At 37.6% G+C, this 23,312-nt stretch carries 21 protein-coding genes and 3 tRNA genes; 15 read left to right on the top strand and 9 right to left on the bottom strand.

Annotated elements, in window-relative coordinates; genetic code table 11:
• Positions 1-1,437 carry a TolC family protein gene (locus NF867_RS14650; protein WP_252588999.1) on the top strand — a complete coding sequence of 479 codons (1,437 nt, stop codon included), beginning with the start codon at positions 1-3 and terminating at the stop codon, positions 1,435-1,437.
• 377 nt (positions 1,438-1,814) lie between these two features.
• Here NF867_RS14650 and NF867_RS14645 read toward each other — a convergent pair whose 3' ends face one another.
• From NF867_RS14645 to NF867_RS14625, 5 genes are all read right to left on the bottom strand, one after another.
• Positions 1,815-2,204, bottom strand: a complete 390-nt coding sequence (locus tag NF867_RS14645) for an MFS transporter (protein WP_252588997.1) — start codon at positions 2,202-2,204, stop codon at positions 1,815-1,817.
• Positions 2,205-2,521: 317 nt separating this feature from the next.
• Positions 2,522-3,109 (bottom strand): DUF4287 domain-containing protein, encoded by a 588-nt coding sequence (locus tag NF867_RS14640; RefSeq protein ID WP_252588996.1) that lies wholly within the window; start codon positions 3,107-3,109, stop codon positions 2,522-2,524.
• Positions 3,110-3,113: 4 nt separating this feature from the next.
• On the bottom strand, positions 3,114-3,656 hold the full coding sequence (locus NF867_RS14635; protein ID WP_252588995.1) for an SRPBCC family protein: 543 nt from the start codon (positions 3,654-3,656) through the stop codon (positions 3,114-3,116).
• A 4-nt stretch (positions 3,657-3,660) separates the two neighbouring features.
• Positions 3,661-4,056, bottom strand: a complete 396-nt coding sequence (locus tag NF867_RS14630) for a DoxX family protein (RefSeq protein ID WP_252588992.1) — start codon at positions 4,054-4,056, stop codon at positions 3,661-3,663.
• A gap of 10 nt (positions 4,057-4,066) precedes the next feature.
• On the bottom strand, positions 4,067-4,498 hold the full coding sequence (locus tag NF867_RS14625; protein WP_252588991.1) for a VOC family protein: 432 nt from the start codon (positions 4,496-4,498) through the stop codon (positions 4,067-4,069).
• Positions 4,499-4,624: 126 nt separating this feature from the next.
• Here NF867_RS14625 and NF867_RS14620 point away from each other — a divergent pair, with 126 nt between their 5' ends.
• From NF867_RS14620 to NF867_RS14595, 6 genes are all read left to right on the top strand, one after another.
• Positions 4,625-5,596, top strand: coding sequence for a GlxA family transcriptional regulator (locus NF867_RS14620; RefSeq protein ID WP_252588989.1), 972 nt, complete (start codon positions 4,625-4,627; stop codon positions 5,594-5,596).
• Positions 5,597-5,805: 209 nt separating this feature from the next.
• Complete coding sequence (locus NF867_RS14615; RefSeq protein WP_252588986.1) at positions 5,806-6,579, top strand: leucine-rich repeat domain-containing protein; 774 nt, start codon at positions 5,806-5,808, stop codon at positions 6,577-6,579.
• Between the two features lie 305 nt (positions 6,580-6,884).
• The gene (locus NF867_RS14610; protein WP_252588984.1) at positions 6,885-7,355 is read left to right on the top strand and encodes a GNAT family N-acetyltransferase; all 471 of its coding nucleotides are present in this window, start codon (positions 6,885-6,887) and stop codon (positions 7,353-7,355) included.
• A 115-nt stretch (positions 7,356-7,470) separates the two neighbouring features.
• Positions 7,471-7,938 carry a GNAT family N-acetyltransferase gene (locus NF867_RS14605; protein WP_252588981.1) on the top strand — a complete coding sequence of 156 codons (468 nt, stop codon included), beginning with the start codon at positions 7,471-7,473 and terminating at the stop codon, positions 7,936-7,938.
• Between the two features lie 387 nt (positions 7,939-8,325).
• Entirely contained in the window at positions 8,326-8,877 is a 552-nt protein-coding gene (locus NF867_RS14600; protein WP_252588979.1) for a cupin domain-containing protein, read from the top strand.
• Positions 8,878-9,027: 150 nt separating this feature from the next.
• Entirely contained in the window at positions 9,028-9,423 is a 396-nt protein-coding gene (locus NF867_RS14595) for a hypothetical protein (RefSeq protein ID WP_252588977.1), read from the top strand.
• Between the two features lie 220 nt (positions 9,424-9,643).
• Here NF867_RS14595 and NF867_RS14590 read toward each other — a convergent pair.
• The 4 genes from NF867_RS14590 to NF867_RS14575 all read right to left on the bottom strand — a co-directional run bounded on the left by NF867_RS14590 (position 9,644) and on the right by NF867_RS14575 (position 12,122).
• Positions 9,644-9,717: transfer RNA gene (locus tag NF867_RS14590), tRNA-Pro, on the bottom strand.
• A gap of 30 nt (positions 9,718-9,747) precedes the next feature.
• Positions 9,748-9,824: transfer RNA gene (locus NF867_RS14585), tRNA-Pro, on the bottom strand.
• Positions 9,825-9,835: 11 nt separating this feature from the next.
• Positions 9,836-9,923, bottom strand: a tRNA-Ser gene (locus tag NF867_RS14580).
• 153 nt (positions 9,924-10,076) lie between these two features.
• Positions 10,077-12,122 carry an HD family phosphohydrolase gene (locus tag NF867_RS14575; protein WP_252589358.1) on the bottom strand — a complete coding sequence of 682 codons (2,046 nt, stop codon included), beginning with the start codon at positions 12,120-12,122 and terminating at the stop codon, positions 10,077-10,079.
• 218 nt (positions 12,123-12,340) lie between these two features.
• On the opposite strand from NF867_RS14575, the gene NF867_RS14570 reads away from it, so the two are divergent.
• From NF867_RS14570 to NF867_RS14535, 8 genes are all read left to right on the top strand, one after another.
• Positions 12,341-13,516: an acetyl-CoA C-acyltransferase gene (locus NF867_RS14570; RefSeq protein WP_252588975.1), complete on the top strand. Its 1,176-nt coding sequence runs from the start codon at positions 12,341-12,343 to the stop codon at positions 13,514-13,516.
• Between the two features lie 264 nt (positions 13,517-13,780).
• Entirely contained in the window at positions 13,781-14,449 is a 669-nt protein-coding gene (locus NF867_RS14565) for a DUF4136 domain-containing protein (RefSeq protein ID WP_252588973.1), read from the top strand.
• Between the two features lie 143 nt (positions 14,450-14,592).
• Positions 14,593-15,501 (top strand): hypothetical protein, encoded by a 909-nt coding sequence (locus tag NF867_RS14560; RefSeq protein ID WP_252588971.1) that lies wholly within the window; start codon positions 14,593-14,595, stop codon positions 15,499-15,501.
• A 33-nt stretch (positions 15,502-15,534) separates the two neighbouring features.
• On the top strand, positions 15,535-17,706 hold the full coding sequence (locus NF867_RS14555; protein ID WP_252588969.1) for a S9 family peptidase: 2,172 nt from the start codon (positions 15,535-15,537) through the stop codon (positions 17,704-17,706).
• Positions 17,707-18,043: 337 nt separating this feature from the next.
• Positions 18,044-19,681, top strand: coding sequence for a peptide MFS transporter (locus NF867_RS14550; protein ID WP_256471428.1), 1,638 nt, complete (start codon positions 18,044-18,046; stop codon positions 19,679-19,681).
• Positions 19,682-19,710: 29 nt separating this feature from the next.
• Positions 19,711-21,123: a peptide MFS transporter gene (locus tag NF867_RS14545; protein WP_252588965.1), complete on the top strand. Its 1,413-nt coding sequence runs from the start codon at positions 19,711-19,713 to the stop codon at positions 21,121-21,123.
• A 163-nt stretch (positions 21,124-21,286) separates the two neighbouring features.
• Positions 21,287-22,021: a polyprenol monophosphomannose synthase gene (locus NF867_RS14540; RefSeq protein ID WP_341870051.1), complete on the top strand. Its 735-nt coding sequence runs from the start codon at positions 21,287-21,289 to the stop codon at positions 22,019-22,021.
• A gap of 691 nt (positions 22,022-22,712) precedes the next feature.
• Positions 22,713-23,213: a PEGA domain-containing protein gene (locus NF867_RS14535; RefSeq protein ID WP_252588962.1), complete on the top strand. Its 501-nt coding sequence runs from the start codon at positions 22,713-22,715 to the stop codon at positions 23,211-23,213.
• Positions 23,214-23,312 lie beyond the last annotated feature (99 nt).

Below are 23,312 nucleotides of genomic sequence, written 5' to 3'. Positions count from 1 at the left end.
ATGTTTAAACAAAAAATATATTTAGGATTAAGCCTGGCCGGTTTTTGTGTTGCCCTCGTGAGCTGTAATATTCCGAAGGAAATTCAAAAGACCGAGAATAAACAAACGCCGGGTAGTTATGGCAGCAATTCGGCAGACACCTTGAATTCGGGAAAGATCCGTTGGAAAACCTTTTTTACCGATCCGAATCTCAACAACCTAATCGACACAGCGCTGACCCGTAACCAGGAATTGCAGATCACCTTACAGGAATTGGAGATTGCCAAAAGCGAGATCAGGTTAAAACAAGGTCAGTTATTGCCATCGGTGGGCGTTCGTGCAGGTGTTGGCCTTGAAAAGGTGGGCAGGTATACCAGTCAGGGAGCAGGTGATGCTTCCACAGAAATTACTCCCGGCAGAGAAATGCCTGACCCGCTTCCTGATTACTTATTAGGTGTTTATGGCAATTGGGAAGTTGACGTTTGGCATAAGCTGCACAATGCTAAAAAGGCAGCGGTGAGCCGTTACCTGTCAAGTGTAGAGGGCAAAAACTTTGTAGTAACCAACCTTGTTGCAGAAATTGCCAATTCGTACTATGAGTTACTGGCGTTGGATAATCAGTTAGCCATTGTAAAACAGAACATCGAATTGCAAAACAATGCATTGGAGGTTGTTAAAGCTCAAAAAGAAGCAAGCAGAGTGACCGAATTGGCAGTTCGTAAGTTTAGCGCAGAAGTGTTAAACACCCAAAGTTTACAATTCAACATCCAGCAACAGATCACAGAAACAGAAAACAAGATCAATTTCCTGTTAGGACGCTTCCCTCAACCTATTGTGAGAAGTTCAACAAACTTCAATGACCTGGTTCCATCTGAGATCCATGCCGGTGTTCCATCGCAATTGTTAGCTAACCGCCCCGATGTTAAACAGGCTGAACTGGCGTTAGCAGCTGCTAAATTGGATGTTAAAGCTGCACGTGCAGAGTTTTATCCATCATTAGGCATCTCTGCATCTATTGGCTTGCAGGCATTTGATCCGGGTTACCTGGTTAAATTCCCTGAATCAATGCTTTATTCTTTGGCAGGTGAATTGGTTGCTCCTTTGATCAATAGAAACGGTATAAAAGCTGAATACACCAAGGCTAATGCTGAGCAAATACAGGCTGTTTATAACTACGAGCGAACCATCTTGAACGCTTATGTAGAAGTTGCCAATCAAATGGCCAACATCAGCAATTCGCAGAAGAGTTATGATTTAAAAACCAAGCAGGTAAGTGAACTGACACAGTCCATCGACATTTCAAATGACCTGTTCCGCGCGGCCAGAGCCGATTACTTGGAGGTATTAATGACCCAACGCGATGCTCTGGAAGCTAAATTAGAGCTTATTGAAACCAAGAAACAACAAATGAATGCAATGGTAAATATTTATCAGGCATTGGGTGGTGGTTGGAACTAACCAAATCGTCTTCATTATAAACATAACATAGTTAACCAATAGCCGAGCGATCGGCTATTGGTGTTTTTATTTTTTTAATTCGATTCTATTACTCTAATAACACAATATCAACCAATCCTTTCCATCAGCTTTATCCCGGTCTTAAAGACCTCCAAATGGTTAAATTAATATTATAACAAGTGCTATTAAAAATGTTAATCCTTTCAAATTAAATATTTTGCCTTCTAAAAATGATGGAAATCAGGAGGGAAATTATAATATACTTCAAGCAAACAGAGGTCCGCATTCCTACAGCCAATTATGTTGTACTTATAAGCAACAAAACCACCCTCTACATAAAAGGTGGTTTTGTTTTGGTAATTATACTAAGCCTTTCTTTAATATTTTATCATCGTAAAGAAAATCACAAATCCTATAAATCTTAATGAAGTTGAGAGCAAATAGGATTTTATATAAGTGCCCGGAAAATCATTTGCTTTAAGTTTTCTGTAAGAAATTATGCTTGTCACAATAAGAAAAACAAGTATTGAAACTATATAAATAATATAAGCAATAAGCGGGTCAAGTAAATTGAATTTTGTACTGAGAAAGAATAGTACAACAATACCTATCAATATACCAAAGGCATAAATCCGACCATTTGAAAATAGATCAATTAATTCGGCCTTTTTAATTTGATCTAACTTTTTAGTTGCTTTTTCACTAATGGTACGTGAAATAAACGTTGTTACAAGCAACAATACAATCGCAATCATGAAATCATCCATATATTCTAAATTTAATTATTCTATATTTTTTATATTATCAGACTACTTCCCCGCTCGCGTGCGTTTGCAATCCGTGCGAAATACTGCATTAGGTTTTTAAATCGATCCATCACAGCACAGGTAATAAAATAAACCCTTCCTTTATTATTGATTTTATACTTATCAGACATCTGTAATAGGTAGTTGGTTGCCGAAAATACAATTTTTGTTTTAAAACAATAAAGCTCGAACAGTCTACAGATGTTCGAACTTTATTGTTTGGTCGCTGTTATTTCGCACGTTGCAAACGCGCAAGCCAGGCGCATATCCTATCTATTTCACTCATTCTTAGGCACATTCTGTTCGTAGGCTTTTTGCAACCAGGAATAAAGCTCTTTGTCTAGTTCTTTTGAGGTAATGATCGACACCTTATGCGTCATTATTGCGTTCCAATTTCCTGCATTTTCAAAGCGATCGGTGGGAGCTTGATTTTTCAATTTGATACCAATATCCATCCTGTCTTTGGTAATTTGAACAATGGCAAACTTCCGGTCGCCACTCAGCAAGCTGATATAACTCGCTACAGGGGCTATTGAAATGTCATTCCCAAAGGCATTTATCTTTTTAATAAGCGCATCATAAACAGTCCTCCATTTTTCTTTTTCACCGGTAAAATGTTTGCCTAAAGTCCCCTCGGTATCTTGGAGTTGCTCCTTCAAACCTTTAAAAACACTGTAAATCGCCATTGCATGTCCGTGGCCCAGGTTAAAATCATTTTTGAGCCAGGCAACGATTTCCCCTGCTTTTACAGTTGGTTTTACTTCGCCATTTTCTATAAACCCCAGTTTCTCGGCAAGCTGCATAAAATCTTCCGGCGTTTTGCCTGTTTTGGCTTTGATATTTTCTAGATATGCTTCAAATGACATGGAGTTAACTTTTAGGTTCTAAATTGAGTTTCAATAGCTCCAAGCTTGCCTGAATATCTTTGCCCAACATTTTATCCATATTCATAAATAATAAAATGATGTTTGAGGGATACTTCATCGTGCTGCTCATCTCCCAGGTAACTTTTGTTTGATTTTGAGAAACTTCTTCGGTGCTGAACGGAGTTCTTGCAATACCTTTCATCGGCTTCTCAAAGCGTACTTCCACCTCAACGAGTTTATTTTCCTCAATTCGTTTTATCTCCTGCTCTCCTACACCCGCCTGCTTGTTTCCTTGCCAGGCGTAAACAAACCCAACGTTCCCATCTTCGCCCCTAAACTGTTTTCTTAAGTCAGCATCCATCATTACCCATTTGTTGAAATAGTCCTGGTTTTTCAGATGCTTTAGATAATTAAAAACCACATGAACAGGCTGATCAACAATTACCTGTCGCTTTAGCGAATAACTTTTGGGAGCCACCAATGCCAGCACAAAGAGCGTTAATACCAGAGTGGCGATTAATGAAAGAATAATTACTATGGTGTTCATCTTCTTATTTTTTTAGTGGTAAAACCGATTTCAATTGGTCATCCTGTAAATATTCTGCGATCCATATCATCGTTGTAAAAACGATCGGGAATAAATACGAATGCCCTCCACTTTGAGCTGCATAGCTAATAGCGGCAGCCCCTCCTAAATAAGCAGTTAAAAATAAACCGCCAAGCACCCTCGTTCTCGACTGAATATAGAGCATCGTACTAAGCAATAAATAAAAGCCCAGTACCTGGATGCAACTCTCAGGTAAACCCAATTGCAGGGTTCCTTCCACATATTTAGGATGCTTGATAATTTTCATTATTGCATCAAACAAAAGGAATAAGGAAGTAAATAATTGCAATACTCTTCCCACCCAAAGCCTGACTTTGGTTTTTACATGTTGCGTTCCCATTTTTTAAGTTTTAGTTTGTTTGCGGATAAGTAAAATTGATCATCCATTGAATGCCAAATTTGTCTTGGCACATCCCAAAATAAGCCCCCCAAAAGGTCTTGTTCATTGGCATTTCAATCTTGCCTTCGTTGGATAAAGCATTAAATAATTTATCAGCATCCTTTTCATTTTCGGCATGCAGGCAAATGTGAAAGTTATTGCCAGCAACAAAATTGCTGTCATCCTTATTCACAATATCCGATGCCATTAAAGTGGTGTAAGGCGTAATTTTTAATGAAATATGCATCATTTTCTCCTGGTCATCCTCATTCATCTTATCACCACCCGGAACATCTTTGTATCGTTGTGCCGCTATAAACTCCCCTCCGAAAATTGATCTGTAAAATGAAAAAGCCATCTCACTGTTTCCATTAAAGTGTAAATAGATATCTGTACTACGCATGTTTGCTTTATTTGCTTACATAAAGATAGATGGCTATTCCCTTTTTATTTATGTGTAAATACGACATAATTGTAAAGGCATTTGCGACAAGTATGATTTGTATCTTTACGTTAAACAGGAAGTTAGATGCAGAAAAAACACATTTCCATTTTATCGCTGAAGAACGCCAATTATGCTTCTATTGTGGATGCAAGGGCTGTTTTTAGAAAAGTAAACGAGTTGTATAAGGCAGAGAATAAGAAAGAACTTTTTGAAATACAGATTATTGGCGAAACAAGTGAAATGACTCTTGAAGACGGTTTACTGACCATTAAGAATGATGCAACTACCAATGAAATCACTAAAACAGATTTAATCATCATTCCGGCAATAAAGGGCGATATGTTGAGTAGTAGCCACTACAACCGTTTTTTTGTTGATTGGATCATAAAGCAATACAAACAGAATGCAGAAGTAGCATCGCTTTGCACGGGTGCTTTTATGTTGGCCTTTACCGGGCTGTTGAAGGACAAAAAATGTACAACACACTGGCAATATGCCAACGAATTCAGGTTTTACTATCCCAATGTTACGCTTATTGACGAGAAGATCATTGTTGAGCAAAACGGTTTATATTCAAGCGGTGGCAGCAATGCCTATTGGAATCTGCTGCTTTTTTTGGTCGAAAAATATGTTAGCCGTGAATATGCCATTTTAATTGCCAAATACTTTGTGGTAAACCTCGATAAAATGGTTCAAACACCATTTATAGTGTTTAATGGTTTAAAGGAGCATAGTGATCAGGAAGTTTTAAAAGCACAGGAATTTATTGAAAATAACTATGCTGAAAAGATTACGGTTGATGACTTGTCGGAAAAGTTCTTTTTAACAAGGCGAACATTCGAAAGAAGGTTTAAAAAAGCCACCCATTGTTCGATTTTAGAGTACTTGCAAAAAGTGCGCATTGAAGCAAGTAAAAAAGCGTTGGAAATAGGCCGAAAATCAGTGGATGAAATTATGCTGGATGTGGGCTATTTTGACAGTCAAACCTTTAGGGAATTGTTCAAAAAAATCAACGGACTAACACCTTTAGAGTACCGGGATAAATATAAAAAGTGATTTTAGGATGAATTAGATTTAGCCCGAAACTCCCTAAAAAAGAATAACGCATAAAAAATCGTATAAGCATAGAGATTTGAATAGCCGGACAAAACCATTATTTTGGAGGACTGAGATCCTAAATTTATTGCTATCAAACTAAAAAACATTCCGCAAACAGAATTTACATGCACCTGGAATGCATGTATCAACTAGTTAGCTGACACTTTATGGAAGATCGATTCAAATTAAATTTGTTCAACAAAAAGGAAAGTCCAGAATACATTTCTGCTCAAGAAATAACGGAAAATGTATACTTAGCCGAAAATTTAACGATATCACTGTTTCCTGTCGACTTCTCAAAAGAAGTAAAGCTTAACTATCGAAAAGAACTAACAAAGAGATGGATTGAAGTTTTGCCCAAGTTGGATACAGTTCAAGCAATTTCAATACGACACCATGTTGACCAAGATTTTTTAGAGGCAATATGTGAAATGAAAAATTTGAAAAGACTCAATCTCTGGTCATCTTCAGTTACGGATATTTCTCCATTAAAAAATTTAGCAAGGTTAGACTTTCTCCACTTGGATTCTTGTAATAAATTAATAGATATCAGTCCAGTTCAATATTTGGAAAACTTAGAGCTGTTAAGTATTTCAAATAGTTTTAAAGTAAGTAATTACGAAAGTATAGGACAATGCGTTAACCTAATTGGACTTGCTTTAAATGGCAATCAATTTTCGCCTAAAAAACTACGATTAAACTCACTAAGACCATTTATAAACCTAAAAAAGCTAAAACACCTAGACCTTACGAACACCACCGTATCAGATAATTCTTATGACATTCTGCTGGAATTGGTAAACTTAGAACGTTTTGACACCACTACTAAAATTCCTGTGTTAATCAGAGAAAAAATAAATGAACATCCTAAACTTACTGCAGGCTTTTTTGTGGATTGGGATTGGGACAATGATGGGCTCATTGAGGGAAAGGAATGGTGAAAGAAAAGCGACAGCTAGCTGTTACAACCGGAACAACAACTCATTAAATAGTTAATAAGCTTTTGAAGATTGGGATAAACAGACAAAACTCCATGCAAAGCCGGGTGCGTTGAATAGAGGGTGCAGTATAATAAATTACCCTGCCAAAACTTTGTTTTGGCTTATCACAAGAACTAACTAATTTAACGAAACAAAGTTTCAACTACTCTGTAAGACTCGGACATTTCTTATCAATCCGGCTCTGCCTGTAGCAGGAACGTTAGCCGTAAGACGACGATACTCACAACATAAAAAGATACGGCAGAATGACGATGATTGACTTTGCTTCATTTCCAATTTTGACAACCGAAAGGCTAACGCTTAGACAGTTGACAACTGATGATCATAAGGATATCCTTTCTTTGCGTTCAGACCCAGAAATAAATAAGTATTTAAACAGGCAACCCAGTAAAACTACTGAAGACGCAAAAAATTTTATCCAAACGGTTAATGAGAATATTCAAAAGAACAACTCTGTTTATTGGGCAATTACCTTGACAAACACTAAAACGTTTGTGGGAACAATTTGTCTATTTAACTTTTCAAACAATAAAGCCAGCTGTGAAATTGGATATGAGCTTTTGACAAAATTTCAAAGACAAGGAATAATGAAAGAGGCCGCAAGAACAGTCATTAACTATGTTTTTCAGACTTTGAAGTTTACAAAAATAGTTGCTTCTACTCACAAGGACAATCACCATTCAATCAAGCTTCTGACAAAGAAAACCCCGATTTAAGTATTTTCACTTTGACACATTAAATTGACAACAAGAAAACATGACATATTAAGCACAAAAGCCCGAACTGCTAGTGGCAAACATAAACGACCAAACTTCAACAGACACTTGAATTATGAATGACATAAAATATCAACTAATTACACCTGAGGATAATGAAAACATCCAATTTATTGCAGACTGGTATTTTAATGAGTGGAACATCCCTGTTCAGACGACAATTGAAAGAATTAAAAAACTTTCGGCAGACAATTACGAGTTTCAAGTTTTAATGACACTTGACAACAAACCAATTGCAACAGGCGGACTATACAACCACGTTGGACTGCTAGAAAGAGAACCACGATTTAAAATTTACAAAAATTGGTTAGCATTAGTTTACACAAAGCCAGACGTCAGAGGAAAAGGATTAGGAGCATTAATTTGTAAGCACATTCAAGACCAGGCAAAAGACCTTGGACTTGAAAACATTTACTTATTTACGCATACAGCAGAGAACCTCTACAAGCGACTTGCTTGGAATCCAATGGAAAGAATTGCTTTGGGCGGCAAGGACATCGTAGTGATGAAAAAAGAGCTTTAAACGACCCAACCCAGGACGAAAAGTATGCCTACCGCTAGCAGTCGTAAAACAGTCCGAATAGAAACATTTATATACCCCGTAAACTTTTGTACAAGACAGTGTAGTGGCTCAAAACCGCCGCCTTCGGGTAACTCCCCCCCGCTCGTGCGCGTTTGCAACACGTGCGAAGTTCCGTTTAGAGTCTGAGACTCCTTAGTTGTCGCAAGTCTTAGCGAAGCGAGACAAAAGACTGCAAATAATACAGAGGTCTTCAGACGGGGATACTCAGAAACCCACCCGAACTCAAAACCCAAAATTATTATTGGCATCCATTTGTCAATTAAGAACCCCTATTGAAAACAATTGATATCTTTTTAAATTAGGCAAACTCAATCTATCAATTTTAACATGGCTTTTAAGGATAAAATAATTCGCAATCCAAAAACAGGGCAAGACATTAAATTTTTGCAATCAGGCAATGATACCAATGGAGAACTTTTGGAGATGGAAACAACCTATAATGAACGATCCAAAGAACCACCTGCTCACTATCATCCTTATCAAGTTGAGGACTTTACTGTTCTTTCAGGCGAATTAACCGTGCGCATTGATGGTCAACTACTAGTTTTGAAAGAAGGTAACTCGCTTCATATCCCTGCAAACAAGGTTCATTCGATGTGGAATAACTCCAATAACAAAACGATAGTGAATTGGAAAGTTCAGCCTGCAATGAATACCGACAATTTGCTTGAAACGGGAGTCGGACTTGCGAACAATGGGAAGACAAACGAAAACGGAATGCCGAATATTTTGCAAGTGGCTTTAATGGCAAATAAATACTCAGATGTTTTCCGACTTTCAAAACCTCCATTTGTAGTTCAGAAAATAGCATTTATCCTGCTCACTCCATTTGCTTATTTGCTAGGCTATAAGCCGACATACAAAGAATATCTTGATTAAATTAAAACAATAAGTCACCCAACTTGATGGATAAAGGCGAAAAACGTTTAGCCTCAAATCAAAAACTGAAGCTCTGAGATAAGAAATCGGTTTATTATTACATTGCCTTTAAATGAAAAACATTAGTCAGAATCATTCAAATCTAATTCGATGAATTTGTTCTCCAAACTCTTCAATAATTCAGATACTTCAGAATCTGTTATTTTAAATGACGGCTTGAAGTTAGCCATGGAATTTGGTAAGAATTGGCTTCAACCAATACAAGACAGATTAAAAAAGAAATACCGATTCTTGACATTACAAGAACTTAACGATTACGACACGATATGCAGACAAGCCATGCACAAAGGACACGACTTTGTTTATAACACTTTAACTGAATTGTATGACGTCAACCAAACAATTTCTAATAACGAGTTAAAAGAAAAGTTAAAAAAAACACTTTTGGACCAATATCCATGGATCAATACATCGAATTTAGAAGCTCTTTTTAGTCAAAGCTGTTATTATGCTTGGAAAGATGGACTGACTAAGTGTATAAAATGATGCCTTCCCCTACGCGCGTTTGCAACGCGTGCGAAATACTGCTTTGAGTTTATGACTCAAAAACATCCATTTATTGTCCAAAGAGTTAAGCTCGTCGTCTCGTCAAACCGTAAATAATTACGAGGATCTGTGTCCCCGGATAAAAGGACTGCGATATTGTTCAAAAATCATAAAAAACAAAAAAGCTCAATCATTTGCATGATTGAGCTTTTCTTTTCCGTCGGGGTGGCAGGATTCGAACCTACGACCTCCACATCCCAAATGTGGCGCGATACCGGGCTACGCTACACCCCGAGGCGTTACTAACGTTGTCTTAAAGTTTTCTGGTCGGGGTGGCAGGATTCGAACCTACGACCTCCACATCCCAAATGTGGCGCGATACCGGGCTACGCTACACCCCGAAAACATTAAGCGGTGAGGGAGGGATTCGAACCCTCGGTACACTTTTGGCGTACGACGGTTTAGCAAACCGTTCCTTTCGGCCTCTCAGGCACCTCACCTGCTTTCGAAAACTTATTTAAGAACTCCGTTTCGTAACGGGACTGCAAATATAGAAATAAGATATTCCCACCAAAAACTTTTTCAAATAATTTTCGGCCATTTGAGCTCACTAGCTCACTTTCAGCCAATTATTTTTTTCAAAATCCTTTCAATTATGACTCTACAAAGGGTTTTTCGGGTATTTTAACCCCTACACTTTGATATTCTACCCTTACATGATAGATACCCATCAGCATTTGCTTAAACATTTGCTTAATGGTTTCGATATCTTTTAAGGTGATATCGGTATTCACCAATTGTTGCTGGTCGAGTTTATAATTCACTATTTTATCCACCAGGTTATCTATACTCCGGGCGTCAGGATCTTTCAGCGCTCGTGAGGCTGCTTCTACCGAATCTGCCAACATTAAAACACCTGTTTCCTTTGAAAACGGAATAGGTCCCGGATAACGAAAGATCTGCTCATCAAAAATCCTATCAGGGAAGTTTTTAAGAAACGACTGATAAAAATAATCGACACGGGTATTTCCATGGTGCGTTCTGATAAAATCAATTATCGGCTCCGGAATATTATTCTTTTGCGCAATCTCCACTCCATCAGTAACATGCCTAATGATGATTTGAGCACTTTCTTCGTACGTTAACTCATCATGCGGATTACCTGTTTTCTTCTGATTTTCGACGAAATAGTTTGGTGCCCGCATCTTTCCAATATCATGATACAAGGCACCTGTACGCACCAGTAGTGCATTCCCACCAATTTTATAAATAGCTGCTTCGGCTAAATTAGCCACCTGCATAGAATGTTGAAATGTTCCGGGAGCTTTAAAGGCCAACTCACGCAGCAAAGGATTATTGGTATTAGAAAGCTCCATTAAAGTAATATCCGAAGTAACTCCAAACAGTTTCTCAAATACATAGATCATCGGATAGGCCAATAAAGACAGCAATACGCTTAGCACAAATGGAGCAAAATCCATGAAATCAATTTTAGAAAAACTGCCTTCATGAATAAAAGATATACCGGCAAAGCAAACTAAATAAGTCAACAATATTAAAAATGCCGAAACCAGGTACTGTGATCGTCTCAACAGATTCTGAATACTATAAATGGCGGTCATTCCTGCAGTGATTTGATAGAAGGCGAACTCAAACCCGTTAGGTACAAAAAAGCCTGCAATCATAACAACCAGAATATGAATATTAAGTGCTAAACGTGCATCAAATAGCAACCTGATAATAATTGGAACAACACAATAAGGGATATAATATAGGCTTGGCAACTCAACTTTTATGGCCCACGACAGGGTGATGAGCATTCCTGATACGATTACCAGGATAAGCGAAAGTTGGCGATAGTCGTAATAAAGGTCTTTTCTAAACAAGAATAAAAAAACCATCAGCAACGACAAGGTAATACTCACCACAATTAACTGTCCTAGTGCTACTATTCGACGGCTTCCTGAAAACAAACCTGTTTGTTCGTATTCTTTACGAAGCGATTCAATCTTGTTATAAACATCGTCGGTAACTACATCCCTGTGAGCAATAATCAACTCTCCTTTCTGCACCATCCCCCTGTATAGCGAAACGCTCTCAACGGCTTCTTGCTCCAGCTTAAGAGTAAGATTTTCATCAAAAATAACATTAGGCTGCAGGTGGTCCTGAATGATATCAATTAAAAAAGAAAATTCCAGGTCCTTGTTTTTATGAATGGCAATTTTAGCCTGATCTAGGGCCCTTGAAGCAGTGTAAAGTGCCGATGAACTGGTACTCATTACTACATTATTCTGAACGATAGTAAGATAGTAATCAGCATTCTTTTTCTTCTGGTAGTGATTATTAAGCTGAATAATACCTTGCTTATAAAACTCGTCAATCAGATCAATCCCTGCTTTAAAGTTTTTTGCCCTATTCGTATTTCCAGGAAACTTCGACTTCCACTTCGTATCAAAATCAACTTTAAAAGCCTCTTGTTCAACGGCGGTTACTTTATCATCAAATTTATAAACTGGCAAAACTGCTTCGGTAGCTTCTTTTTTATCTTTTTCCAGTTCTACTGTTGACTTCTCAATCGCATAGTTAAATGGAGAGATAAGGTCAGGGTGCATCCACACCTTTCCTTTTTCAAATTCGTACTTAAATCTTTTTTCCTTGGGAAGAATAATTACCACCACTAACACACAAACAAGCAACATAAAAATATGGTACAATTCTGCATGTTTAACCCTAAACAATCGGAGTATTTTACTATTAATGATCACCTGTGAATGAATAAATAAAAATTAGTACAAAATAACACAATATTGCGAATATATGTCCAAAAGGCTTTTTTAGGCTTTTAATTTGCAATTTTAGATCCACAAAATTTGTCTAAATTGCAGCTCTTAACAATCAATATAACCTTATAATTAGCATGAAAGAAGTTGTTATAGTTTCTGTAGCCCGTACTCCTATTGGAAGCCTGGGAGGCAGTTTATCATCATTATCGGCCACCAAACTGGGCGCCATTGCTATTAAAGCAGCAGTAGAACGTGCCGGAATTAAGCCTGAACAAGTGCAGGAAGTTATTATGGGTAATGTTCTTTCGGCTAACCTGGGACAAGCGCCAGCTACACAGGCCGCCATATTTGCAGGACTACCTTACCTACCTGCAACCAGTGTAAATAAAGTTTGTGCATCAGGTACCAAAGCTATTATGCTGGCTGCACAATCGATCATGAACGGCGATAACGATATTATGGTAGCCGGCGGTATGGAAAGCATGAGCAATGCACCTTATTACCTCGACAAAGCTCGCCAGGGATACCGCTTAGGAAATCAGCAGGTGATTGACTCAATGATTAAAGACGGATTGTGGGATGTTTACAAGGATTATCATATGGGTAGCGCTGCTGAACTATGTGCTACGGAATGCAATATTTCCCGTGAAGACCAGGATAACTTTGCCATTGAATCGTACAAACGTGCATTAAACGCGCAGGAAAAAGGCTTATTTAAAGACGAAATCGTTCCTGTTGAAATTGAAGGCAAAGGAGGAGTTACCATAGTTAGTGAAGACGAAGAGCCTAAGGCTGTTAAATTTGATAAGATTCCTGGTTTGCGCCCGGTTTTCAAAAAAGACGGTACGGTTACAGCGGCAAATGCATCGAGCATTAATGATGGTGCCGCAGCCGTTGTATTGATGAGTGCTGATAAAGCCAAAGAATTAGGTATTAAACCACTTGCCCGTATTGTTTCTTTTGCAGATGCTCAGCAAGCACCTGAATGGTTTACCACTGCTCCTGCTAAAGCAATCCCTCGTGCGCTTTCAAAAGCTACTATTGATATCAAGTCGGTTGATGCATTTGAAATCAATGAGGCTTTTGCCGTTGTTTCAGTAGCAAATAATCGCGAGCTAAATATCGATCCTGCAAAAGTTAATATCAACGGAGGCGCTGTTGCTTTAGGCCACCCTATTGGTATGTCGGGAGCACGAATTGTGATCACCTTACTTTCAGTGTTGAAGCAACAAAAAGGAAAAATCGGTGTAGCCGGAATTTGCAATGGCGGTGGTGGAGCTTCTGCTATCGTAATTGAAAACTTGAGCTAATTGCTGCAAAAAGATAAAAACAATGAAAGCTGATTCTAAAAGATCGGCTTTCATTGTTTTAAAACCTTAACAATCAATTACTTTCAGAGTACCTTAACTAGCTACAACTCACTTCTCACCTATTTTATCAAACTGTAAAATAAAATTCTAAACTATAACTAACCTTTTGATAGATTTTATATATATTTAATATAGACACTTAGTTATCAGCTATTTGTTTAAAACTCTAAATGCTCAATATTAGAAATCTATACTAATAGACTTATGATCAAAAATTACGCGCTCAAAAGTGTTGGTACAAGGTGCCTAACACTCATCCTCTCTGCTATTGTTTTGTTAAATTCATGTTCCCCTGCTACACAGGTAACCGCCACCTGGAAAGATAAAGACGCTACTGCTAAAAACTTTAAAAACATATTCATTGTTGCTTTAGGGAAAGATCTTGCCGCCAAAACAACTGTTGAAAACAAAATGGCAGCTGCCCTTGCAAAAACCGGGTCTAAGGTTACTCAAAGTACCAATGTATTCCCGCCTGACATGACCAGAAACAAAGACTTAACAAGAGATCAATTAATTCAAAAATTTAAAGAGGCCGGATGTGATGGCATTGTTTCCATTGCTTTGGTAAAACAAGATTCAGAAAACCGTTATGTTCCTGGAACAACTTATGCCCCGGGCCCATATTATGGTAACTTTTGGGGGTATTATGGTGGAATGGGCGCCATGTACGATCCAGGATATTACACCACCGACAAAACATATTATATCGAAACCAATTTGTATGATTTAAATACAGAAAAATTGGTTTGGTCAGGTCAATCGTCAACCCTAAACCCAGATAACCTGGATAAAGCAGCCACCGAATTTGCCAATATTATTGTTGCTAAAATGAGTAGTGACGGAGTTGTATCACCTGTAGCTAAAGCTAAATAGAACCAATTTATCAATTAATAAATAAAGGCCTATCAGTGTTTGATTGGCCTTTTCGCTTATAGTTTGTTATTATTTTTGTGACAATAGAAAGTTTAAAGCTGGTATTTGCCTCATTAATTATATTTGAGGCTGATTAAATCCAGATGAAAAAGAGCATAATCTTAATTGCCTGTTTTTGTTTAACCTTTACAATCGTATCTGGTCAATCAAAAACAGTGGAAAAACTTAAAGAATACGAGAAGACATTAAGAACGATTGATGCCCAGTCAATAAACGGAGAAAATGAACTGGAACGCCGTAATTCTACTTACAACTTTATTAAAACCCTTGTAACAGCGCTCAAGCTCCCCGGATCGTACAATTACCCTTTCGATTCACTTAAAACTATTGCTATCACGAAAGATCCTGAAAATAAATTCAGAATATTCAGTTGGTTATTTGCTAATGATGATGGAACTTACCGCTATTATGGGGCCATCCAAATGAACAACCCAAAACAGCTGGAGCTTTATCCGTTAAAAGATTATACTGATTTTATTAACAATCTATCTGATACTATAACTTCAAACGAAAACTGGGTTGGCGCTCAATACTATCAAATTATACCTCCATCCAACTCCAACGATCCGTATCTATTATTGGGATGGAAAGGTAATGACCAAAAATCATCGATGCGGGTTATTGAACCGTTAACAATTTCTGAAGGAAAGATTACAATGGGAGCTCCTGTTTTACAAGATAGTACAGGCAAACATCTTAACCGGATGGTATTTGAGTATAGCAAATCGGCCTCAATGATGTTAAAATATATACCATCAAAAAAATGGATCGTTTTCGACCACCTTGTCCCATCTGACAAAAGCAAAACAGGGCATTATGAATATTATGGACCAGATCTGTCATATGATGGCCTTAAATATGAAAAAGGAAAATGGGTTTATATGAATAACATTAATTTAACCAATGAGGCCTCAGTGGCCGATGAGTTATTTAATGACCCTAAAAAATTAGCCAACCCGCAGGGCACACCTGCCAAACGAGGAAAAAACTAACAATCCCTATCCAATAAACTGTTAATAATTAGTATGAAGAAAATTATTTCACCGGTACTCTTGTTTTTAGTGCCGCTAGCAGGTATTGCACAAAAAAAGTCAATAACGCTGGAGGACATTTACGTTAAACGCAGCTTTGTTGCGGGAGGCGTTTTTGGGCTCAACTCAATGAAAGATGGAAAAACATATTCATCATTGGTTAATGACAAAACCAAAAACGATAACTATGTTTTGAAATACGAATATGCTACAGGGTTAGTAAAAGATACCGTTCTGAAAAGCAGTCAGCTGAAATATAAGGGCAAAGACCTTAAGTTGGATGACTATTCCTTCAGTAACGATGAAAACAAGGTATTGATAGCAACTGAAACCGAACCTGTTTATCGCCGTTCTAATTTGATCAACAATTATATTTTAGATCGAAATACCAAAACATTAACAGCTGTTTCAGAAGGCGGTAAGCAGAAATACGCTAATTTCTCACCTGATGCCTCAAAAATCGCATTCGTTCGCGACAACAACATCTTCATTAAAGACCTTGTTAGCGGAGAAGAGAAAAAAATCACCAACGATGGTATAAAAAATAAGATCATTAACGGGGGCACTGACTGGGTTTATGAAGAGGAGTTTGAGTTTGCAAGAGCTTTCTTCTGGTCGCCTGATGGTAAAAAAATAGCCTATTATAAATTCGATGAAACTGAAGTACCGGAAATTAGCATTCCGGTTTATAACGGTTTATACCCTGAAGAATATCGCTATAAATACCCAAAAGCGGGAGAGAAAAACTCAATTGTTAGCATTCATGTATTTGACTTAGCAACTGGAACAACCACTACTGTTGATGTTGGTCCTGAAAAAGATCAGTACATTCCACGTATTAAATGGACCAATGATGCAAATACACTTTGTGTGCTTCGCATGAACCGTCATCAGGATAAATTAGAGTACCTATTGGCAAATGCTCAAACTGGAGCCACTAAGTCTATTTTTACAGAAACAGATAAAAGCTACGTGGAAGTAACCAATGATTTAACCTTCTTAAGTGATAATAAATCGTTTATTACTACCACCGAACAAGACGGCTACCGTCATATTTATTTATATGATTTAACCGGAAAACTAATTCGTCAGATCACAAAAGGACCATGGGAAGTTACCTCGTTGTATGGAATTGATGAAAAAACTAAAACCATTTATTTCCAATCAGCAGAAACGTCGGCAACCAAAAGAGAAATTTATTCTATTAAGCTTGACGGAAGTGGCAAAAAGAAATTAACCACCGCAGAAGGTACTAACAACGCCACCTTTAGCGCTGATTTTTCTTACTTCATCAACTCATACAGTAATGCTAATACCCCAGCAGTTTTCAGCTTAAAAGATAAAACAGGCAAACAGCTACGTGTTTTAGAAGAGAACACGAAGTTGAATAGCCAACTGGCAGGTTTTAACTATTCAGGTAAGCAATTTATTGAAGTTCCAATGCCTGATGGAATAAAACTAAACGCATGGGTTATTAAACCGTCAAACTTCGATGCGACTAAAAAGTACCCTGTGTTTATGTACGCTTATGGAGGCCCTGGCAGTCAGCAAGTACTTGATGGATGGAATAGTGGTGATATTTGGTTCCAAATGTTAGCCGATAAAGGTTATATCGTTTTCTGTATGGACAACCGCGGAACAGGTGCACGTGGAGCTGCATTCAAAAAATCAACTTATCTACAACTAGGTAAATTTGAAATTCAGGATCAGATTGATGCGGCCAAATGGTTAGGGACCCAGTCATACGTTGATGCTTCTCGCATTGGTTATTATGGATGGAGCTTTGGAGGCTATATGGCTTCATTAGCGATCACTCGCGGTGCCGATGTATTTAAAATGGCTATTGCCGGTGCACCGGTAACATCATGGAGATTTTATGACAGCATTTATACAGAACGTTTCTTAAGAACTCCTCAAGAAAATCCTTCAGGCTATGATGATAACTCACCTATCAATTACGCCGACAAATTAAAGGGTAAATTCCTGATGATTCATGGTACGTTTGATGATAACGTTCATTTCCAAAATTCTGCTGAAATGTCATTGGCATTGATCAAAAAGAATAAACAGTTCGAAAGCTTTTACTATCCAAATGAACACCATGGTGTTAGATATCGCTATCAGTTACAAACGATGATGGTTGATTTCATCCTTAAAAACTTGTAGAAAATATTCACACTTTACGACAGAAAAGCACGCTCATCGCGTGCTTTTTTTGATTTGTAACAACATACTTATTCAAGCTAGAGTTCTGTAACAGTGTAATAACTACCTGATATACAACCACAACAAACAATCCATCCTAACAAAAGCCGACTCCTTTTAATAAATCAAAACATTGATTATCAGCGCTTAAAACAAAATACAACCATCCAAAACCATTTCTTGCGTTTGAATCATTTCCATAACAGAAAAATATTTTTACTTTAGCAGCTTTGGGAAAATCTTTTCCCTCTAAACCAATCAATAAAAGAATAAAATATAAAAGCCAATTAACCGAAAGATGCCGATTAATAAATCTGCCCACCCAAAAGGGCTGAGGGTTCTGTTTTTTACAGAAATGTGGGAACGATTTGGGTATTACTTAATGCTGGGTATTCTGGCACTATATCTCATGGATCCTAAAGGAGGTATGGGCCTTCATCGGGCAGAAGCTTCTGATATTGTAGGCACCTATTTAGGTTTAGTCTATCTTACACCTTTTTTAGGGGGGTTATTAGCTGATCGTTTACTGGGTTATCGCAAATCAATTTTAATTGGTGGCACTTTAATGGGTATGGGCTACCTTGGATTAGCCATTCCTGGTTATACCGCCATGTGGAGCTCCCTTTTGCTTATCATTATCGGAAACGGTTTCTTTAAACCCAATATTTCTACCCTCTTAGGTAATTTATATTCAACCGAAGAATTTAAAGGCAATAAGGACGCAGGTTATAACCTGTTTTATATGGGTATTAACATTGGAGCTTTTATATGCAATTTTGTGGCTGCCTATATGCGTAACGCCTATGGTTGGGGTTATGCCTTTGCTGCTGCCGGTATTGGAATGTTTATTGGCTTGGCATGGTTCTTAGCAGGAACCAAACACATTAAGGAGGCTGATATAATTAAACCGGCCAACCCTAATGACATCCCTGTATCTAAAGTTCTGCTTTTCGTATTCTTGCCGGTTATAGTAGTCGGAGCTTTAGCTTGGATCGCTATTCCAGGTAATATTTTGGGTTCAGATTCAACAGATGCCTTTATTTTCGGATGTATACCGGTAATTATTTATTATTTCACCATCTGGTGGAAAGCTGATAAAAGTGATAAACAACAAATTTCAGCTCTGTTAGCAGTATTTGTTGTGGTCATAGTATTTTGGGCTGTATTCAAGCAAAATGCTTCAGCTCTAACGTTCTATGCTGAAACCCATACAGATCGCTCAATTTCTCCGAAAGTTGCGCCCCTTGCCAAACCGTTTGGAATGATTCAAGAACTGGACAGCAAAGTTGATTCATTTCCAAAATATGATGCTTATTTCCGACCAGTAATGTTGAATGGGCATAAACAAAATGTTTTATCTCCTGACCCTTATTTTCAGAATCTATCAAAAGATAAGTGGCCCCAGGAGGGTCAAAAACTAGATCTTGTTTCAACAGAGATTTTCCAATCAATTAACCCTTTCTTTATAGTTATTCTAACACCTGTAGTTATTTCATTCTTTGGATTTTTAAAACGAAAAGGCAAAGAACCATCAACTCCAGCAAAGATTGGATGGGGATTGGTCATTACCGGACTATCAACCTTAGTAATGGTGGCAGCGGTACTCAGCACTGATATAACTACTGAAAAAACATCAGCATGGTGGCTAATAGGCACCTATGCTGTAGTTACCATTGGAGAATTATGTTTAAGTCCAATTGGCTTATCATTAGTTTCCAAAGTAAGTCCTCCACGCTTAACTTCATTGATGATGGGAGGATGGTTTTTAGCCACATCCATTGGCAATAAACTATCAGGAGTATTGGCAAGCATGTGGGATAAATATGACAACAAAGCGTGGTATTTCTTTGTAAATTTCGCATCTTGTATTGTAGCCGCTTTAGCTATCGCAATGATGCTCAAATGGTTACGAAACATTATCAATCAACACTCTTAATCTTAATATAGCACATTAATAATACAGAAATGAATCAAAATCCATCAATTGCTCCAGCAGAGCAAAAAGCAACCTCTGGGCATCCCAAAGGCTTGTATGTATTGTTTGGCACTGAAATGTGGGAGCGCTTTAGCTATTATGGTAACCGCGCATTGCTAACACTATTTTTAACAAAAGCATTATTATTTGATAAACAGGCTGCTTCAGCATTGTATGGTAACTACACCTCATTGGTATACCTTACTCCTCTTATCGGGGGGTATGTTGCCGACCGATACTGGGGTAACCGTCGTTCCATCATGGTGGGAGGTATTTTAATGGCCATTGGTCAGTTATTGATGTTCTTCTCTGGACATTATTACTCCGATCCAGCCATGTTCACTCCATTTTTATATGCAGGTTTAGGATTTTTAATTTTAGGTAACGGTTTCTTTAAGCCAAACATTTCAACAATGGTGGGCCAATTATATGAGCCTCAGGACAGCCGAAAAGACTCTGCATACACCATTTTCTACATGGGTATCAACTTAGGTGCATTCATTGCTCCTTTAGCTTGTGGTTTTGTTGGAGATACTGGTTCTGCTGCAGATTTTAAATGGGGCTTCCTGGTTGCAGGTATTGGCATGGTGCTGGGCTTAATCATGTTCCATTTCTTAAAAGACAGATACATTGTTACTCCTGATGGAGCGGCAATTGGCGGAAAACCTACTCAAGCTGTTAAATCGGCTGATGGAACTGTAAAAAAAGATGCGCCACTTACTTCTATAGAAATTCAACGAATTGCGGTTATCTTCATTTTATCGTTCTTCGTAGTATTCTTCTGGGCAGCATTTGAACAAGCAGGTGCTTCTTTGAACTTCTTTGCTGAAGAACAAACCAACCGTGTATTATTTGGATATACTATTCCTGCAAGCTGGTTCCAATCAGTTAATGCATTCTTTGTAATCTCTTGTGCTCCTTTATTTGCCATGCTGTGGACTTATTTAGGTAAAAAAGGTATGGAACCATCTTCTCCTTTGAAAATGGCAATCGGTCTTTTATTACTTTCTGTAGGTTATTTATACATCGCATTTGGTGTAAAAGATGTAGCTTCAACTACTAAAGTAAGCATGATGTGGTTAGTGGGTATGTATGCTATGCACACCTTTGGAGAGTTATGCTTATCTCCTATTGGTTTATCAATGGTAAATAAATTAGCTCCTGCCAAATTTGCTTCGTTGATGATGGCTGTTTGGTTCCTTGCTAACGCAGCTGCAAACAAATTTGCAGGTGTATTAAGCGGTTATTATCCTGAGCCAGGCAAAGTCACCGAATTCTTTGGATTTGCTATCAACAACCTTAATGACTTCTTCATGTTATTAATGTTTATGTCATTAGGTGCTGCGGGTGTATTATTCCTGATTTACAAAGCGATCATCAAAATGATGCACGGCGTTCATTAATATTCATACGGAATTTTATTTTATATGAAGCCCTTTCTAATGAAGAAAGGGCTTTTTTATTGAGCCATGGACGCTTCATCATGTAAAACTTACAGTAATATTTAAATCGAAATTCCGTTTTAATACTTCTTAAAAGTATATTCGCATTCCAAATCAATTAGCAGTGTTTTCAGATAGCATCGTCATAATTCCAACTTATAATGAAATAGAGAACGTAGAACGAATGATTCGCAAAGTGTTCTCATTAGATTTTCCTTTTCATGTTTTAATCATTGATGATGGCTCGCCTGACGGAACTGCAGATATTGTAAAACAGCTGCAGAAAGAGTTTCCGGAGCGCCTGTTCCTGGAAGAACGTAAAGGTAAACTCGGATTAGGAACTGCTTACATTCATGGCTTTAACTGGGCACTAAAACGTAAGTATGATTACATTTTTGAGATGGACTGCGATTTCTCTCACAATCCCGAAGACTTGGTTCGTTTGCGCGAGGCTTGTGTTGGTGGAGCTGATGTGGCCGTTGGCTCAAGGTACATTACCGGAGTAAATGTGGTTAACTGGCCAATGGGACGTGTTCTAATGTCATATTTTGCTTCCCGCTATTGCCGTGTGATTACCGGCGTTGAGATCCATGATTATACCGCAGGATTTAAATGTTACCGCAGAAAGGTTTTAGAAACCATTGAATTGAATAAGATCAAATTCATTGGTTACGCCTTCCAAATAGAAATGAAATTTACAGCTGTTAAACATGGCTTTAAACTGGTAGAAGTACCCATTATTTTTACCGATCGGACTGCAGGAACTTCCAAAATGAGCCCGAAGATTTTCAGGGAAGCTATTATGGGAGTTATACAACTTAAATTAAGAAGCTGGTTTAAGAAATATAAGCAAGCCTAGTAAAGTAAGATTTTAGAAGTACGAGTTTAAATTTCTGCTACAAAAGTATAAATGAACCACTCATCTGATTGATCATGAGATTTTAGCAAATCAGTATTTATTGACTAATAAACAGCTTGCTTATAGTCGTTTTGTTGCGCTATATGAGATAGCTAATGAGCGCTATATTTATTTTCCAGTTCAAAAACAATCTAAAAACACCTGCCACTCACAGCTCTGTGGCAGAGTTTCAATTTTACAAGTGACGTCCAAAATTGTTCAATCAACTCTCGACTGCTTTAATTTTATTGTTTTTTTATTCATCCCGTTACAACTTTAAATTCTTAAGAATAGCCTTTAATATCTTTTTTATTTTACTATTGATAATTGAATTTTTAATGTAGCCATTTGATTGGCCTATGCATGAACCTCAAATAATTATTAAAAATCCATACTTAATTTTAATCTTAAAGAGGAATCAATATCTTTACGCCTTGATGACCTAAAGAAGTGGTGTTTCAACCACAACTTCTATAGGTGTCGTTCGTTGTGGGCAATTTGAATAATCTCAGATCGGTAAAATCCATTTACTTTAAATGAATCTTATCGTTTTTACTGTCGATCCGACTTTGGAGAACTCAATCCCATAGAGGTCGGAATATGCCGAAAAAAGACCAAAACAGGAGTAGGCACAAATCTAAAATCAATTAAATTGAAAAAAAATCTTACCTACGTTATTCTTTCAGGTAGTATCTTTCTTTCTACCAGTTGTGCAAGTATAGTAAGTAGAAGTAGCTATCCTATCTCTATTAACAGTACTCCAAGCGAAGCCAAAGTTTCAATAACAGACAAAAAAGGTATTGAAATTTACACAGGACAAACTCCTGCAAATTTAAAACTAAAATCAGGAAGTGGCTTTTTTGGCAAAGCTCGGTATCAAGTGAAACTTGAAAAACCTGGTTATGACCCTAAAATAGTTCCTGTTGAATTCAAACTTAATGGTTGGTATTTTGGCAACATCGTATTTGGAGGCTTAATTGGTATGTTAATTGTCGATCCTGCAACAGGAGCTATGTACAGGTTAGAAACAGAGTTCGTTAACGAAACTTTAATTAAAACATTGGCAAGTACAGAAGACAGCCAATTAAAAGTTTATGCATTATCTGATATTCCTGCAGAGTGGAAAAACCATTTAGTACAAATCGACAAATAATAATCTGTTGATTCCAATGATTTAATAAAAATGAGGCTGTCTCAAAAGGACGGCCTCTTTCTATTTTCAGGGGTTATCAACAAGTTAAAGCAGGATTTG

Source organism: Solitalea agri (assembly GCF_023914155.1).
Taxonomy (GTDB): domain Bacteria; phylum Bacteroidota; class Bacteroidia; order Sphingobacteriales; family Sphingobacteriaceae; genus Solitalea; species Solitalea agri.
This window is presented reverse-complemented; position numbering and strand designations above follow the sequence as displayed.

What these genes read in the sequence shown, in the direction of transcription:
- NF867_RS14650 (WP_252588999.1), top strand. Translation starts at nt 1, where the DNA reads ATGTTTAAACAAAAAATATATTTAGGATTAAGCCTGGCCGGTTTTTGT.
- NF867_RS14645 (WP_252588997.1), bottom strand. Translation starts at nt 2,204, where the DNA reads ATGGATGATTTCATGATTGCGATTGTATTGTTGCTTGTAACAACGTTT.
- NF867_RS14640 (WP_252588996.1), bottom strand. Translation starts at nt 3,109, where the DNA reads ATGTCATTTGAAGCATATCTAGAAAATATCAAAGCCAAAACAGGCAAA.
- NF867_RS14635 (WP_252588995.1), bottom strand. Translation starts at nt 3,656, where the DNA reads ATGAACACCATAGTAATTATTCTTTCATTAATCGCCACTCTGGTATTA.
- NF867_RS14630 (WP_252588992.1), bottom strand. Translation starts at nt 4,056, where the DNA reads ATGGGAACGCAACATGTAAAAACCAAAGTCAGGCTTTGGGTGGGAAGA.
- NF867_RS14625 (WP_252588991.1), bottom strand. Translation starts at nt 4,498, where the DNA reads ATGCGTAGTACAGATATCTATTTACACTTTAATGGAAACAGTGAGATG.
- NF867_RS14620 (WP_252588989.1), top strand. Translation starts at nt 4,625, where the DNA reads ATGCAGAAAAAACACATTTCCATTTTATCGCTGAAGAACGCCAATTAT.
- NF867_RS14615 (WP_252588986.1), top strand. Translation starts at nt 5,806, where the DNA reads ATGGAAGATCGATTCAAATTAAATTTGTTCAACAAAAAGGAAAGTCCA.
- NF867_RS14610 (WP_252588984.1), top strand. Translation starts at nt 6,885, where the DNA reads ATGACGATGATTGACTTTGCTTCATTTCCAATTTTGACAACCGAAAGG.
- NF867_RS14605 (WP_252588981.1), top strand. Translation starts at nt 7,471, where the DNA reads ATGAATGACATAAAATATCAACTAATTACACCTGAGGATAATGAAAAC.
- NF867_RS14600 (WP_252588979.1), top strand. Translation starts at nt 8,326, where the DNA reads ATGGCTTTTAAGGATAAAATAATTCGCAATCCAAAAACAGGGCAAGAC.
- NF867_RS14595 (WP_252588977.1), top strand. Translation starts at nt 9,028, where the DNA reads ATGAATTTGTTCTCCAAACTCTTCAATAATTCAGATACTTCAGAATCT.
- NF867_RS14575 (WP_252589358.1), bottom strand. Translation starts at nt 12,122, where the DNA reads ATGTTGCTTGTTTGTGTGTTAGTGGTGGTAATTATTCTTCCCAAGGAA.
- NF867_RS14570 (WP_252588975.1), top strand. Translation starts at nt 12,341, where the DNA reads ATGAAAGAAGTTGTTATAGTTTCTGTAGCCCGTACTCCTATTGGAAGC.
- NF867_RS14565 (WP_252588973.1), top strand. Translation starts at nt 13,781, where the DNA reads ATGATCAAAAATTACGCGCTCAAAAGTGTTGGTACAAGGTGCCTAACA.
- NF867_RS14560 (WP_252588971.1), top strand. Translation starts at nt 14,593, where the DNA reads ATGAAAAAGAGCATAATCTTAATTGCCTGTTTTTGTTTAACCTTTACA.
- NF867_RS14555 (WP_252588969.1), top strand. Translation starts at nt 15,535, where the DNA reads ATGAAGAAAATTATTTCACCGGTACTCTTGTTTTTAGTGCCGCTAGCA.
- NF867_RS14550 (WP_256471428.1), top strand. Translation starts at nt 18,044, where the DNA reads ATGCCGATTAATAAATCTGCCCACCCAAAAGGGCTGAGGGTTCTGTTT.
- NF867_RS14545 (WP_252588965.1), top strand. Translation starts at nt 19,711, where the DNA reads ATGAATCAAAATCCATCAATTGCTCCAGCAGAGCAAAAAGCAACCTCT.